Origin of the sequence: Pseudothauera lacus (genome assembly GCF_003034845.1) — a bacterium.
Taxonomy (GTDB): Bacteria; Pseudomonadota; Gammaproteobacteria; order Burkholderiales; family Rhodocyclaceae; genus Pseudothauera; species Pseudothauera lacus.
The window spans coordinates 109,110-123,119 of the sequence record NZ_PZKC01000004.1; the positions used below are offsets into that span (position 1 = coordinate 109,110).

A 14,010-nucleotide genomic window follows, 5' to 3' on the forward strand; every position below is an offset into this window, starting at 1 on the left:
CGCATGAGCTTCTATCATAGCTGCACGGGCCGCAGGACATGAAGGAGAAATAGGGGTGACAGAGGGTTTCGACTACGATGCCGCGTTCTCGCGCAACCTCGGGTGGACAACGGCTGACGAGCAGCAGACGCTGCGCCGCAGCCGGGTGGCCATCGCCGGGCTGGGCGGAGTCGGTGGCGTGCATCTGCTCACGCTGGCGCGGCTGGGCATCGGTGCCTTCAGCATTGCCGACTTTGACCGCTTCGATGTGGTCAACTTCAACCGCCAGGCCGGCGCGCTGGTGTCCTCGCTCGGCCAGCCGAAGGTCGAGGTACTGCAGCGCATGGCGCTGGACATCAACCCCGGCCTCGCCCTGCGAGCGTTTCCGGAAGGGGTCGGCGATGACAACATCGACGCCTTTCTCGATGGTGTGGATGTCTATGTTGACGGGCTCGACTTCTTCGCCTTCGCCGCGCGCCGCGCGGTGTTTGCCGCCTGCCACAGGCGCGGCATACCCGCGGTGACCGCGGCGCCGCTGGGGATGGGTGCGGCGGTACTGGTGTTCATGCCGGGCGGGATGTCCTTCGAGGAGTATTTCCGCCTCGACGGTTGCGACGAGGAGGAAATGGCCATCCGTTTCCTCCTCGGCCTGTCTCCGGCGATGTTGCAGCGTGCCTATCTGGCCGACCCGTCGCGGGTCAATCTGGCCGAGCGGCGGGGGCCGTCGACGATCGCCGCATGTCAGATCTGTGCCGGCTTCACCGCTACCGAGGTACTGAAGATTCTGCTGCGCAGGGGGCGGCTGGTGGTGGCGCCGCGCGGCTATCAGTTCGACGCCTACCGCAACCGTCTGGCGACCACCTGGCGTCCGGGTGGCAATCGCAATCTGCTGCAACGCATCGGGCTGTGGGTGGCGCGCCGCCAGCTCGCCCGGATGAAGAAAGCCACGGAGGCCGCACGATGAACACGGACGATACCCTGCACCGCATCCTCGATCTGGCGCGCTGGGCGCCCAGCGGCGACAACACCCAGCCCTGGCGTTTCGAGCTGCCGGCGGGCGGAGGCATCGTCATCCATGGCCATGACACCCGCGACTGGTGCCTGTATGACTTCGACGGCCACGCCAGTCACATGGCTCATGGCGCCTTGCTGGCTACCCTGGAGATCGCCGCGAGCGCCTTTGGGCTGCGTGCGCAGTGGTCCTTGCGCCCGGGCAGTGAGGAGCGGGCGCCGGTCTATGACGTGGCGCTGAGCGCGGAACCCGGTGTGCAGCCGCACGCGCTGCTGCCCTTCATCGAGCAGCGTGCGGTGCAACGCCGGCCGATGCGCACCACTCCGCTCAGTGCGGCACAGCGCGAGGCGCTGCAGCAGGCGGTAGGCGAGGACTACGCGCTGGAGTTCTTCGAGAGTTTTGCCGCGCGGCGGGCGATGGCGGCGGTGATGTGGCACAACGCCCACATCCGCCTGACCTGCCCGGAGGCCTTCGCAGTACATCGCGAGATCATCGAGTGGGGCGCGCGCTACAGCGCGGACCGCATTCCCGAGCGTGCGGTGGGCGTCGATCGTGCCACTGGCCTGCTGATGCGCTGGGTGATGCAGAGCTGGGCGCGGGTGCGCTTCTTCAATCGTTTCCTGCTTGGCACCGTGCCGCCGCGTATCCAGCTCGACTACATTCCCGCGCTGGCCTGCTCTGCGCACGTGCTGATGCGTGCGCGCAGGGCCCCGGCCGGCATCGAGGACCACGTACGTGCCGGGGCGGCGATGCAGCGCATGTGGCTGACGGTGACCCGCCTCGGCCTGCACCTGCAGCCGGAGATGACACCAGTCATCTTCCGCTGGTATGTGCGCGATGGGCGCAGCTTCTCAGCCGACGAAGGCATACGGCGGCAGGCCGCCGAGCTTGCCGAGGCCTTCGAGCGCAGTGTCGGTGCCGGGGCGCAGGACAGTTTTGCCTTCCTGTGCCGCATCGGGGAGTCGGCGCCGCCGTGGTCGCGCTCCCTGCGGCAGAGCCTTGACGCGTTGATGAAGTCGTAGTGCGAGGCTTCAGCGCGGCAGATGTGCGCTGCGCAGGCCGCCGAGCCGGAAGAAGGTCGACAGATCCTTGAAATCGCGCTGGTGGTAGGCCGGCATGGCGTCGTGGAGTTCGCGCAGGCGTGCCTGCAGGGCGCTGTCGGGCGCGCGTCGCGGTGCGCTCTTGAGCGCCACCATATAAGGAACCAGCAAGGTCGTGTAGACCTGTGCGCGGCCGTCGAGGGCCTGCGCCGCGGCGCGGAAATCGGCCACAGGAAAGGCTGCGCGCAGCGAATTGAGGTAGTCGATGGTGAAGATCTCGGGCTGTCGGTCGGCGTACTGATAGGCGAATTCGCGGATCGAACGCTCCGACTTGAGGTGACCGAAATCGACCAGATAAACGCCGCCGTCGGGCTTGAGGATGCGTGCCACCTCGGCAAAAGTGTCGAGGAGCAACTGCCGGGTCGGCAGATGGTGCAGGGCCATGGTGGTCATCACCGCGTCCACGCTGGCATTGCCGAACATCTCCAGGCGGCTGATGTCGCCGTCGCGGAACTCGACATTGGCGAGCTGCAGATCGGCAACATGGGCGCGCGCCTTGCGCAGCATCTCGGCCGACAGGTCGACGCCGATGAAATGGCAGTCGGGATTCAGGCGTGCCACCTGGGCGAGCTGCGTCGCCGGTCCGCAGGCCAGATCGACCACGGTGTCGCCGGGGCGGATGACGTCGCAGACCTGGCTGCAATGGTGCAGATAGACCGGTGCCATTACCCCACATTCGCGCCCGGCCTCGGTATACGCCTGCACCTGCTCGGCATCGGCCATCACCAGGTCCGGTTCCGGTGTGCGCGCGCAGGGGGTGAAGCTCAGCAACTCCCTGGCGATGGTGCGGGCGATGTTGATGCTTGGCATGATGTTCTCCCGGAGCCGCAGGCTCTGCCAGTATGCGCCATCAAGGCCAGGACGGCAAAAAGCCGCCGATGCAATGCATCGGCGGCTTGGGTACTGCGTTGACGCTGATCAGGCCTGCTGCTTGCGGCGACGCAGGGCGGCGGCGCCGAAGAGGCCAAGGCCGACCAGGGCGAGGCTGCCGGGCTCAGGCAGGAACTGGGCGGAGCCGTTGTGGTCGATATTGACCACCTGCGTGCCGCCGATCTCGGAGTAGAACGGGCTGAAGAAGGCCGGGCTGAAGCGGTCGACGTTGATGTCGACACGCAGATTCACGCCGGACAGATCGCCGACATCAACACCGTCGCGCGTCCATACGCCGGGGGCGGTCACGCCAGCGGCATCGAACTGGAACTCAAGGACGCAGCTGCCGGTTTCCTGCGGGGTTCCGATCCCGCTGGTACGGGTCACCGTGCAGAAGCTGCTGGCCGTCGGCATGGTGGCCAGGCCGATCAGATCGGAAGTGCCGGCGTTGTAGCCGCCGCCGATGGAGGTGTCGTAGAAGATGCTGACACTCGAGGGCATGGTGAAGTTGACCGTGAAGGTCTGAACGGTCAGCGGTCCGACCGATCCGAAGGTGGCGCCGGAGACGAAGCCGACCAGCGGATCGAATACAGCCCACAGCTCGTAGCCGCCGGCGACGTTGAGGCCGGTGTCGGAGATCGGGTTGCCGAAGGTGTCAGTGAAACCGACACCGGCGATCAGGCCGGTCTCGACGAAGGTGTCGCCGATATCCAGGGCACCGTTGAAGTTGGAGTCGGTCAGGACGATGGTCGAGCCGCCACCGGAGATCTGCAGCTGATCGAAAGTGACGGTATTGCTGCCACCCAGCGAAACGTCGCTGAAGGTGGTGGGCAGTGCCAGTGCGGACAGCGGAGCTGCGAGCAGCGCGGCAAGCACGGTTTTCTTGAACATGGTTGAGCTCCTTGGCTGGGGCGTTCAATAGCTGGGTCTTTCTGGGCCAACTATAAGCAACTCGCGGGCCAGGTTTTTGTGCTCTTTCTCAATGCTTTGAAAACAATAAGAAAAAATTCTATTCTTGGTCTGTAGTGAAGCGTGAGTGAAGGTGGGGTGAGGCCGGGGTGTAAAGAAATTCGACGTCCGTCAGATGCCGGCCCTCAGCCCGCCGCGCGCACCACCATGTGATCACGGTGGATGAGCTCCGGCTCGTCGATGTAGCCGAGAATGGCCTCGATGCGGCTGCTCGGCTGGCGTGCGATGCGGCGGGCTTCGGCGCTGTTGTAGTTGATCAGTCCGCGGCCGAGTTCCTGGCCGCTGGCGTCGTGCAGGGAGACCGCGGCACCGCGTTCGAATTCGCCCCGCACTTCGATGACGCCGACGGCGAGCAGGCTGCGTCCGGCGTGCAGGGCGGCGGCGGCGCCTTCGTCAAGGATCAGGCTGCCGGCGAGCTGGAGATGGTCGGCCAGCCATTGCTTGCGGGCCTGCAGCGGGGTGCTGCTGGCGTAGAGCAGGGTGCCGAGCTGTTCGCCGTCGCCGAGGCGGGTGAGGGCGTCGCTCTCGTGGCCGCTGGCAATGCAGGTGTGGGCGCCGCTGCGGGCGGCGCGCTGGGCGGCGCGTACCTTGGTGATCATGCCGCCCTTGCTGATGCCGCTGCCGGCACCGCCGGCCATGGCCTCGAAGCGGCGGTCCTCGGCCTGCCCTTCGGAGATCAGTTCGGCGGCTGGATCGCGGCGCGGGTCGGCGGTGTACAGGCCCTTCTGGTCGGTGAGGATGATCAGCGCGTCGGCTTCGATGAGGTTGGCGACCAGGGCGCCGAGGGTGTCGTTGTCGCCGAACTTGATCTCGTCGGTGACGATGGTGTCGTTTTCGTTGATGATCGGCACCACGCCGAGGTCGAGCAGGGTGTTGAGGGTCGAGCGGGCGTTGAGGTAGCGCTTGCGGTCCGCGAGATCCTCGTGGGTGAGGAGGATCTGCGCGGTGTGCAGGCCATGGCGCGCGAAGGCTTCTTCATAGGCTTCGACGAGGCCCATCTGGCCGACTGCGGCGGCGGCCTGCAGGCGGTGCATTTCGTGCGGACGCTTGCTCCAGCCGAGGCGCTGCATGCCGGCAGCAATGGCGCCGGAGGAGACCAGGGCGATCTTCCGGCCGCCAGCGCGCAGTGCGGCGATCTGGCGGGCCCAGTCGGCCATCGCCTGCTTGTCCAGCCCGGTGCCGTTGTTGGTCACCAGGGTGCTGCCGACCTTCACCACCAGGCGGCGGGCGTCGCGGATCTTGGTTCTCATGGCGGGTGTCGGATTCAGTCGCGGGGGAGGGTGTCGTCGCAGTCGTCTTCGTCGTCGTGGCATGCGCCATCGTCGTCGTCGCCGTCGTCATCCAGCGGCGGCTCCATGGGGCGGAGGCGTTCGGCAAGCAGGGCGGCCTGGGCGGCCTCGAAGGCGGCGCGGCGTTCGGCGCGTTCGGCCTCCAGGCGGGCCCGTTCGGTGTCGATGAAGTCCTGCAGGGCGAAGATCAGCGGCCTGCAGCCGTCGCCGGTGAGGGCGGAAATCTCGAAGTGGCGGTCGACCGGGCCGTAGGCGGCGAGAAAGTCGGCAACGCGCTGCGCGCGCTCTTCCGGCGCGATCAGGTCGAGCTTGTTGAGCGCCAGCCAGCGTGGCTTGGCGTACAGCTCATCGTCGTACTTGCGCAGTTCCTCGACGATGGCGAGGGCGTCGCGCGCGGGATCGGCATCGGGATCGAAGGGGGCGAGGTCCACCAGATGCAGCAGTACCTGGGTGCGGGCGAGGTGGCGCAGGAACTGGTGGCCCAGGCCCGCGCCTTCGGCGGCGCCCTCGATGAGTCCGGGGATGTCGGCGATGACGAAGCTGCGGCCCTCGTCGGTACGCACCACGCCAAGATTGGGGGCGAGGGTGGTGAAGGGGTAGTCGGCGACCTTCGGCTTGGCGGCCGATACGGAGCGGATGAAGGTGGATTTGCCGGCATTGGGCATCCCCAGCAGGCCGACGTCGGCCAGCACCTTCAACTCCAGGCGCAGCGAGCGGCGTTCGCCTTCCTCGCCCATGGTGCGCTTGCGCGGGGCGCGATTGACGCTGGACTTGAAGTGGATGTTGCCCAGTCCGCCCTTGCCGCCGCGCGCGATCAGTGCACGCTTGCCGTCCTCGTCGAGGTCGGCGATCAGTTCGCCGCTCTCCTGGTCGGTGATCACCGTGCCCACCGGCATGCGCAGCACGATGTCCTCGCCGCCCTTGCCGTAGCAGTCCTTGTTGCCGCCGTTTTCGCCGCGCTGGGCGCGGTGGGTGCGGGTGTAGCGGAAGTCGATGAGGGTGTTGAGGTTGCGGTCGGCGACTGCGAACACGCTGCCGCCGCGGCCGCCGTCGCCACCGTCGGGGCCGCCGCGGGGGACGAACTTCTCGCGGCGGAAGGAGGCGATGCCATTGCCGCCGTCGCCGGCGATGACCTCGATGCGCGCTTCGTCAAAGAATTTCATGCGGAATGGACCTCGGTGTGGACGCCACGGCGGCAGGCCTGCACTGCGCCGTTGCCGGCGCTGGCCTCGATGCGTGCTTGGTCAGGGAGCTTCATGAGTGCTTGCCCGTGATGGCCGGAAACAAAAAAGCCCTACCGCAAGGATAGGGCTTTTCGGACTGCGGGGCGGAATCAGGCGGCAGCGGGCACGATGACCACGGTGCGGCGCTTTTGCGGGCCCTTGACGGTGAATTGGACGGTGCCGTCCTTCAGTGCGAAAAGGGTGTGATCCTTGCCGATGCCGACGTTTTCGCCCGGGTGGTACTCGGTGCCGCGCTGGCGGACAATGATGTTGCCAGCGAGGACCTGTTGACCGCCGTAGCGCTTGACGCCAAGTCGTTTGGATTCTGAGTCGCGACCGTTACGGGAACTGCCGCCAGCTTTTTTGTGTGCCATGACGAATTACCTCCTGGTCTTGACTTAGGCCGAAATCGCTTCGATGCGGATTTCGGTGTAGTTCTGGCGATGGCCCTGGTGCTTCTGGTAGTGCTTGCGGCGGCGCATCTTGAAAATCATGATCTTGTCGTGACGGCCGTGGGAAACCACGGAAGCCTTGACGGTAGCGCCGGAAACCACCGGGGTGCCGATCTTGACCGACTCGCCCTCGCCGACCATGAGAACCTGGTCGATGGTGATTTCGGAGCCCACGTCGGCCGGTATCTGTTCTACCTTGATCTTTTCGCCGGTGGTGACGCGATACTGCTTGCCACCGGTTTTTATCACCGCGTACATGGTGTTGCTCCAGTTGATGGGTTTTGCAAAGAATCGCGCATTCTAGGGAGCAGAGCAGCAAAAGTCAACGCAAAATCAGGTGCTTTGCCCGTCTGGCAGGGTCTTCAGGAGGGCGTCGACGGCCTGCTGTTCGGTGCGGTAGCTGGCGGCTTCACCCAGTCGCGCCCACAGGCCGTCGCGCTGGAGCACGTCGATGACCTGTTTCTTGAGGCCGCAGAAGGCGAGCCGGCAGGACTGTGCGTGCAGACGCTCAAGCACGCCGCCCAGCGCGTGCAGCCCGCTGGCGTCGATGGCATTGATGCCGGCGGCCGAGACCAGTACCACGCGCACCTCGTCCTGCGCGCGTGCGGCACGCAGCATGCCTTCCTCGAAGGTGGCGGCGGTGACGAAGGTGAGCGGGCTGTCGAAGCGCAGGATGACCAGATTCGGATGCGGGTGGGCGAGCGCGAAGCGTTCCAGATCGCGGTAGGTGCCGTCGGGGTGCAGGCCGAGCAGGGCAATGCGCGGATTCATGCCGCGATACAGCATCAGCGCCAGTGACAGCAGCAACCCGGTGAGGATGCCGTTCTGGATGTTGGGCGCGAAGGCCAGCGTGGCGACGAAGGTCAGCAGTGCGGCGAGGCCGTCGTCGCGGCTGGCGCGCCAGGCGCGCTTGAGGGCGCCGAAGTCGAGCAGGTTGGCGACGGCGAGGAGAATCACTGCGGCCAGCACGGGTATCGGCAGGTGGTGGAGCAGGGGAGTGAGGTAGAGCAGGGCGAGCAGTATCACGGCGGCCGAGACCACTGCCGACAGACCGCTGCGGGCACCGCTGGCATGGTTCAGTGCCGAGCGCGAGAACGATGCGCTGACCGGCAGAGCGCCGCACAGCGCGGCGCTGAGCTTGGCCAGGCCCTGGCCGATCAGCTCCTGGTTGTGGTCCCAGCGCTGGCGGGTGCGGGCGCTGATCAGGCGGGCGCTGGAGGTGACCTCCATGAAGCTCACCAGCGCGATCACGAAGGCCGCCGGGAGCAGCGCCACCACGGCGTGCAGGTCGAGCGCGGGCAGGGCGAGGGTCGGCAGTCCGGCGGGGATCTCACCGACCACCCGGCCGCCGGCGGCGGCGAAGCCGAGCGCGGCGGAGAGCGCGGTTGCCGCGACGCTCACCAGCAATACGCCGGGCAGTGCGGGCGCGATGCGGCGCAGGGCGATGAGGGCAAGCAGGGCGCCGCCGCCGAACAGGGCCGAGAGCAGGTGTGGGCGGGCGGCGCCGCCAAAGGCTGCGGCGAGATCGGCGAGGAAGTGGGCTGAGCGCGGCATTGCCAGGCCGAGCAGCGGCGGCAGTTGCGACAGGCAGATGATCAGTGCCGCAGCGTTGATGAAACCCATCAGCACCGGATGCGAGAGCAGATTGAGCAGCCAGCCCAGACGCAGCGCGCCGAGGGCGAGTTGAATGAGGCCGGCGAGCAGCGCCAGCAGCGCGGCGAGGGCGATGAACTCGGGCGTGTCGGGGCGCGCCAGCGGCAGCAGGCTGGCGCCGCTGAGCAGGGCAGTGAGCGCCACCGGGCCGGTAGACAGCTGTCCGCAGGAGCCGAACAGCGCGCCGACGACGGCGGGCAGCAAGGCAGCGTAGAGACCGATGTAGGGGGGCAGCGAGGCGAGCTGCGCGTAAGCCAGCGCCTGCGGCAGCATCACCAGGGCCACGGTGATGCCGGCAACGACGTCGCCACGCACGCTGGCCGGCGACCATTGCCGCGGCCAGGCGAGGAAGGGAAACAGGCGTTCCGGCAGGGTGGGCGGCATGGGGCGGGCGGTGCACCGGTGAAGCTGCGCATGGTAGCAAATCGCCCTGTGTGGCAGTGGCCGGCGCGGGCGCGGGCGGGCACAATCCGCTCTTCGTCCATTTGCCGCTGCGTCCGGAGTCCGTCATGCCGCGCTTCAGTGCCAATCTGTCCATGCTGTTTACCGAGCGTCCTTTTCTGGAGCGTTTCGAGGCTGCCGCGCGGGCGGGTTTTGCTGCCGTGGAGTGCCAGTTCCCCTACGACTGGCCGGCTGACGAGGTGGCGCGCGCGGCGCGCGGCGCCGGTGTCGAGGTGGTGCTGTTCAATTTTCCCGCCGGTGACTGGGCGGCGGGCGAGCGCGGGCTGGGCTGCCTGCCCGGGCGCGAGGACGAGTTCCGCGCCGGGGTGGCACGGGCACTCGAATACGCCGCCGCACTCGGCTGCACGCGGCTCAACTGCCTGGCCGGGGTGGCGCCGCCGGCAGCGGACGCGGCGGCGCTGCGTGCGACCCTGATCGGCAATCTCCGCCATGCCGTCGATGCATGCGCGCCACGGGGCATTGACGTGCTGGTCGAGGCGATCAACACGCGCGACGTCCCGGGCTTCTTCGTCGACCGCTGCACGCTGGCAGCCGAACTGGTCGCCGCGGCGGCGCGCGACCGTCTCTTCATCCAGTACGACATCTATCACGCCCAGGTCATGGAAGGCGATCTCGCCCGCAGCATCGCCCGCCTGCTGCCCCACATCGGCCACATCCAGTTTGCCGACAATCCGGGGCGCGGCGAACCGGGTAGCGGCGAGATCAACTTCCCCTGGCTGTTCGCCGAGCTCGATCGCCTTGGCTATGCCGGCTGGGTGGGGGCGGAGTACCGTCCGCGTGGCGCCGATACCGAATCCGGGCTGGGCTGGCTGCGCGCCTGAAGGCGCCATGGTGGATTGCCCCAATGTCCGCCGCGCGCTGCTCTGGCGTAGCATCCGGGCGACTTCTTCAACCTCTGCCGGCGCTCTCTCCGCCGCCCCTCAAAGGATCTGCAAGCATGCTGGAAACCCAGAGCAGGGCTGACGACCAGCCCGTGGTCGGCGAGCGCGAGGCCGATTTCAGCGCCATCGACAAGGTCGCCGTGATCGAGGCCCTGGCGCGGGTGCTGCCGGTCGGGGCGCTGATGTACGAAGTGGAGGACCTGCGCCCCTACGAGTGCGATGGCCTCTCGGTGTATCGCCAGGTGCCGCTGGCGGTGGCGCTGCCGGCCAGCGAGGAGCAGGTGGTGGCAGTGCTGCGGACCTGCCGCGAACTGGGCGTGCCGGTGGTCGCGCGCGGTGCCGGCACCGGCCTCTCCGGCGGTGCTCTGCCGCATGCGCGCGGGGTGCTGCTGTCGCTGGCGCGCTTCAACCGCATCCTCCACGTCGATGCGCTCGCGCGTACCGCCGTCGTCCAGCCTGGCGTGCGCAATCTGGCCATCTCCGAGGCGGTGGCGGCGCACGGGCTGTACTACGCTCCCGACCCGTCGTCACAGATCGCCTGCACCATCGGTGGCAACGTCGCCGAGAACGCCGGCGGGGTGCATTGCCTGAAGTACGGTCTCACCGTGCACAACCTGCTGCGCGTGCGTGGGGTGAGCATCGATGGCGAGATCGTCGAGTTCGGCAGTCATGCGCTGGACAGCCCGGGCTACGACCTGCTGGCGCTGATTACCGGTTCCGAGGGCATGCTGGCGGTGGCCACCGAGGTGACGGTGAAGCTCACCCCGCGGCCGCAGCTGGCGCAGTGCGTGCTGGCCGCTTTCGACGACGTCATCAAGGCCGGTGATGCGGTGGCGGCGATCATCGCCGCGGGCATCATTCCCGCCGGCCTGGAGATGATGGACCAGCCCGCCACTGCGGCGGTCGAGGAGTTCGTCCATGCCGGCTACCCGCTGGACGCCAAGGCCATCCTGCTGTGCGAGTCCGACGGCACCGCCGAGGAGGTGGCCGAAGAGATCGCCCGCGTGCGCGAGGTGCTCGCCGCCAGTGGCGCCACCGAGATCCGCGTCTCCGCCTCGGAGGCCGAGCGCCTGAAGTTCTGGGCCGGGCGCAAGGCCGCCTTTCCTGCTGCCGGGCGGCTGTCGCCCGACTACTACTGCATGGACGGCACCATCCCGCGCAAGCGCCTGGGCGAGATGCTGGAAGCCATCCAGGCCATGGAAGGGCGCTACGGTTTGCGCTGCATCAACGTCTTCCATGCCGGTGACGGCAACCTCCACCCGCTCATCCTCTTCGATGCCAACCAGCCCGGCGAGCTCGAACGTGCGGAGACCTTTGGCGCCGAGATCCTCGAACTGTCGGTGGCCCTCGGTGGCACCATCACCGGCGAGCACGGCGTCGGCGTGGAGAAGATCAACCAGATGTGCGCGCAGTTCGCCAGCGCCGAACTGCGCCAGTTCTTCCGCATCAAGGCGGCCTTCGATCCGCCCGGCCTGCTCAATCCCGGCAAGGCCATCCCCACCCTCAACCGCTGCGCCGAGTACGGCCGCATGCGGATCAGCGGTGGCGAGCTGGCGCATCCCGAGCTGCCGCGTTTCTGACGCGGCACGACGATCGATTAGCAGAGCAGGTGGACAGGCAATGAAGGAAAGCATGGACGGGCTCATCGCCGAGTGGTCGAAACGCATCCGTGCGGCCGCCGCGGGCGGGCACACGCTGCACATCCGCGGTGGTGGCAGCAAGGACTTCTATGGGCGCGCGGTGACTGGCGAACGCCTCGATACCGGCGCCCTGCGCGGCATCGTCAGCCATGAGCCGAGCGAACTGGTGGTCACCGTGCGCGCCGGCACAGCGCTTGCCGAACTGGAGGCGGAGCTTGCCGCCGCGGGGCAGATGCTGGCCTTCGAACCGCCTCATTTCGGCTCCGGAGCCACCGTCGGCGGCATGGTTGCCGCCGGCTTGTCGGGGCCGCGGCGCGCCAGCGCGGGGGGCCTGCGCGATTTTGTCCTCGGCGTGCGCATGCTCGACGGCCGCGGCGAAGTGCTGCGCTTCGGTGGCGAGGTGATGAAGAACGTTGCCGGGTACGACGTGCCGCGCCTGCTTGCCGGCAGCCTGGGCACCCTCGGCGTGCTGCTCGAGGTATCGCTGAAGGTGCTGCCCCGCCCGTTCGCGGAGACCACGCTGCGTTTCGAACTCGGCGAGAGTGCGGCAATCGAGCAGCTCAACCGCTGGGGCGGTCAAGCCCTGCCGCTGTCGGCCTCGGCCTGGGCCGACGGTGTGCTCAGCCTGCGTCTGTCGGGGGCGCAGGCTGCCGTGCGCGCCGCCTGCGCCAGCCTGGGCGGCGAGGAGGTGGGCGCCCAGGAGGCTGCAGCCTTCTGGCTCGGCGTCCGTGAGCAGACCCTGCCGTGGTTCGGCCTCGATGTCGGTGGCGCGGCGCTGTGGCGCCTCTCCGTCCCCAGCGCTGCGCCGGCGCTGAAGCTGCCCGGAGAGCAGTTCATCGAGTGGGGCGGCGCCCAGCGCTGGCTGCGCTCCGCGGCACCGGTGGAGCGCATGCGCGCGCGCGCCGCGGAGCTTGGCGGCCATGCCGTGCTGTTCCGCGGCGGTGATCGCCAGAGCGAGGTCTTCCAGCCGCTCGCCGCACCCCCGCTCGCCATCCATCGCCGCCTGAAGGCGGCCTTCGACCCCGCGGGCGTGTTCAACCGCGGACGGCTCTACCAGGAATTCTGACCATGCAGACCCAGCTTGCCGACTTCATCCGCGACAGCGCGGCCGGGCGCGAAGCCGACGAGATCCTGCGCAAGTGCGTGCACTGCGGATTCTGCACTGCCACCTGCCCGACCTATCAGCTCCTTGGCGACGAGCTGGACGGGCCGCGCGGGCGCATCTACCTGATCAAGCAGGCCCTCGAAGGCCAGCCGGTCACCGAGAAGACCCGTCAGCACCTCGACCGCTGCCTGACCTGCCGGGCCTGCGAGACCACCTGCCCGTCCGGGGTGGCCTACGGCCGCCTGGTCGACATCGGCCGCGCCATTGTCGAGGAGCGTGTGCCGCGCCGCGGCGTCGAGCGCGCCACGCGCTGGCTGCTGCGCGAGTTCATTCCCCGCGCGCCCCTGTTCTCTGCCGCGATGCGCGCCGGGCGGGCGGTGCGCGCCGTGTTGCCGGAAAGCCTCAAGGCCAAGGTGCCGGCGGCGCGTCCTGCCGGCCCGTGGCCGCGCCCGCGCCATCCGCGCCGCATGCTGGCGCTCGCCGGTTGCGCGCAGCCGGCGATGGCGCCGTCGATCAATGCGGCCGCTGCGCGCGTTCTCGACACCCTCGGCATCTCGCTGCTGGAAGCACCCGGCGCGGGCTGCTGCGGGGCAGTGCGCCATCACCTCAACGACCAGGCCGGCGGTCATGCCGATGCGCGCCGCAACATCGACGCCTGGTGGCCGCTGGTCGAGCGTGGCGAGATCGAGGCCATCGTCATGACCGCCTCGGGCTGTGGCGTGCAGGTCAAGGACTACGGCCACCTCCTCGCCGGCGATGCCGCCTATGCCGAGCGCGCCGCACGCATCAGCGCGCTGACCGTGGACATCAGTGCGGTGGTCGCCGCTGCCGCCGCCAGCCTGCGCGAACTGCTCGCCCGCCGCCGTGGCGAGGCCCTCGCCGTGGCCTGGCATGCCCCCTGTACGCTGCAGCACGGCCTCAAGGTGCGCGGCGTGGTCGAAGAACTGCTCGCCGCCGCCGGCTTCGTCCTCACGCCGGTGCGCGACGCTCATCTGTGCTGCGGCTCGGCGGGAACCTACTCACTGCTGCAGCCTGAGCTGTCCACCCTTCTGCGTGACAACAAGCTCGCCGCCCTCGGCGAAGGCGGGGCGCGTCTGATCGCCTCGGCCAACATCGGCTGCATCGCCCACCTGCAGGGCGGGACGCAGATCCCCGTCAGACACTGGATCGAGCTCGTTGATGCGCGTCTGAACGGCTTTCCGCTCTGACTCCGTGTTACAACTAAAGCTGTAGTGCGGCGGGTCTTCCAGGGGGCGGGTTTCGGTGTCCGGGCGTGATCTATTTCACGCGCGCTGATCGACACTGCGCGTCCCCTCTGCGGGGAGCGCGCAGGCGCCGCGCCGCCTTGCTATGATGAGCCGCTCTCACGCCGCTT

General features: G+C 68.3%; 13 protein-coding genes. 6 read left to right on the forward strand and 7 right to left on the reverse strand.

The features are described 5' to 3' along the window. Positions 1–55: 55 nt before the first annotated feature. Together C8261_RS05990 and C8261_RS05995 are read left to right on the forward strand one after the other, a co-directional pair. The gene (locus tag C8261_RS05990; protein ID WP_107492761.1) at positions 56–943 is read left to right on the forward strand and encodes a ThiF family adenylyltransferase; all 888 of its coding nucleotides are present in this window, start codon (positions 56–58) and stop codon (positions 941–943) included. After that, positions 940–2,013, forward strand: coding sequence for a nitroreductase family protein (locus C8261_RS05995; protein WP_107492762.1), 1,074 nt, complete (start codon positions 940–942; stop codon positions 2,011–2,013). Before C8261_RS05990 ends, C8261_RS05995 begins: the two co-directional genes overlap by 4 nt. Positions 2,014–2,022: 9 nt before the next feature. On the opposite strand, the gene C8261_RS06000 is transcribed toward C8261_RS05995, so the two are convergent. The 7 genes from C8261_RS06000 to C8261_RS06030 form a co-directional block, all read right to left on the reverse strand. After that, positions 2,023–2,901 (reverse strand): class I SAM-dependent methyltransferase, encoded by an 879-nt coding sequence (locus tag C8261_RS06000; RefSeq protein WP_107492763.1) that lies wholly within the window; start codon positions 2,899–2,901, stop codon positions 2,023–2,025. Positions 2,902–3,009: 108 nt separating this feature from the next. Further along, positions 3,010–3,852, reverse strand: coding sequence for a PEP-CTERM sorting domain-containing protein (locus C8261_RS06005; protein WP_107492764.1), 843 nt, complete (start codon positions 3,850–3,852; stop codon positions 3,010–3,012). Between the two features lie 203 nt (positions 3,853–4,055). After that, a complete protein-coding gene (proB, locus tag C8261_RS06010) occupies positions 4,056–5,180 on the reverse strand; it encodes a glutamate 5-kinase (RefSeq protein WP_107492765.1) in 1,125 nt (374 codons plus the stop codon). Positions 5,181–5,194: 14 nt separating this feature from the next. Then, positions 5,195–6,382 carry an Obg family GTPase CgtA gene (gene cgtA, locus C8261_RS06015; protein ID WP_107492766.1) on the reverse strand — a complete coding sequence of 396 codons (1,188 nt, stop codon included), beginning with the start codon at positions 6,380–6,382 and terminating at the stop codon, positions 5,195–5,197. Positions 6,383–6,552: 170 nt separating this feature from the next. Then, complete coding sequence (gene rpmA, locus C8261_RS06020) at positions 6,553–6,816, reverse strand: 50S ribosomal protein L27 (RefSeq protein WP_107492767.1); 264 nt, start codon at positions 6,814–6,816, stop codon at positions 6,553–6,555. Between the two features lie 24 nt (positions 6,817–6,840). Continuing rightward, positions 6,841–7,152: a 50S ribosomal protein L21 gene (gene rplU / locus C8261_RS06025; protein ID WP_107492768.1), complete on the reverse strand. Its 312-nt coding sequence runs from the start codon at positions 7,150–7,152 to the stop codon at positions 6,841–6,843. A 75-nt stretch (positions 7,153–7,227) separates the two neighbouring features. Beyond that, positions 7,228–8,931, reverse strand: coding sequence for a SulP family inorganic anion transporter (locus tag C8261_RS06030; RefSeq protein WP_107492769.1), 1,704 nt, complete (start codon positions 8,929–8,931; stop codon positions 7,228–7,230). Between the two features lie 125 nt (positions 8,932–9,056). On the opposite strand from C8261_RS06030, the gene hyi reads away from it, so the two are divergent. The 4 genes from hyi to glcF all read left to right on the forward strand — a co-directional run bounded on the left by hyi (position 9,057) and on the right by glcF (position 13,843). Next, a complete protein-coding gene (hyi, locus tag C8261_RS06035) occupies positions 9,057–9,830 on the forward strand; it encodes a hydroxypyruvate isomerase (RefSeq protein WP_107492770.1) in 774 nt (257 codons plus the stop codon). Positions 9,831–9,946: 116 nt separating this feature from the next. After that, on the forward strand, positions 9,947–11,470 hold the full coding sequence (locus C8261_RS06040) for an FAD-linked oxidase C-terminal domain-containing protein (protein WP_107492771.1): 1,524 nt from the start codon (positions 9,947–9,949) through the stop codon (positions 11,468–11,470). Between the two features lie 52 nt (positions 11,471–11,522). After that, on the forward strand, positions 11,523–12,596 hold the full coding sequence (gene glcE / locus C8261_RS06045; RefSeq protein ID WP_107492962.1) for a glycolate oxidase subunit GlcE: 1,074 nt from the start codon (positions 11,523–11,525) through the stop codon (positions 12,594–12,596). Positions 12,597–12,598: 2 nt separating this feature from the next. Further along, complete coding sequence (gene glcF, locus C8261_RS06050) at positions 12,599–13,843, forward strand: glycolate oxidase subunit GlcF (protein ID WP_107492772.1); 1,245 nt, start codon at positions 12,599–12,601, stop codon at positions 13,841–13,843. Positions 13,844–14,010 lie beyond the last annotated feature (167 nt).

Bases quoted from the DNA above. Each gene is read 5' to 3' on its own strand.
- C8261_RS06005 (WP_107492764.1), bottom strand. From the start codon at position 3,852: ATGTTCAAGAAAACCGTGCTTGCCGCGCTGCTCGCAGCTCCGCTGTCC.
- C8261_RS06030 (WP_107492769.1), bottom strand. From the start codon at position 8,931: ATGCCGCCCACCCTGCCGGAACGCCTGTTTCCCTTCCTCGCCTGGCCG.
- C8261_RS05995 (WP_107492762.1), top strand. From the start codon at position 940: ATGAACACGGACGATACCCTGCACCGCATCCTCGATCTGGCGCGCTGG.
- cgtA (WP_107492766.1), bottom strand. From the start codon at position 6,382: ATGAAATTCTTTGACGAAGCGCGCATCGAGGTCATCGCCGGCGACGGC.
- proB (WP_107492765.1), bottom strand. From the start codon at position 5,180: ATGAGAACCAAGATCCGCGACGCCCGCCGCCTGGTGGTGAAGGTCGGC.
- C8261_RS06040 (WP_107492771.1), top strand. From the start codon at position 9,947: ATGCTGGAAACCCAGAGCAGGGCTGACGACCAGCCCGTGGTCGGCGAG.
- C8261_RS06000 (WP_107492763.1), bottom strand. From the start codon at position 2,901: ATGCCAAGCATCAACATCGCCCGCACCATCGCCAGGGAGTTGCTGAGC.
- hyi (WP_107492770.1), top strand. From the start codon at position 9,057: ATGCCGCGCTTCAGTGCCAATCTGTCCATGCTGTTTACCGAGCGTCCT.
- glcE (WP_107492962.1), top strand. From the start codon at position 11,523: ATGGACGGGCTCATCGCCGAGTGGTCGAAACGCATCCGTGCGGCCGCC.
- rplU (WP_107492768.1), bottom strand. From the start codon at position 7,152: ATGTACGCGGTGATAAAAACCGGTGGCAAGCAGTATCGCGTCACCACC.
- rpmA (WP_107492767.1), bottom strand. From the start codon at position 6,816: ATGGCACACAAAAAAGCTGGCGGCAGTTCCCGTAACGGTCGCGACTCA.
- glcF (WP_107492772.1), top strand. From the start codon at position 12,599: ATGCAGACCCAGCTTGCCGACTTCATCCGCGACAGCGCGGCCGGGCGC.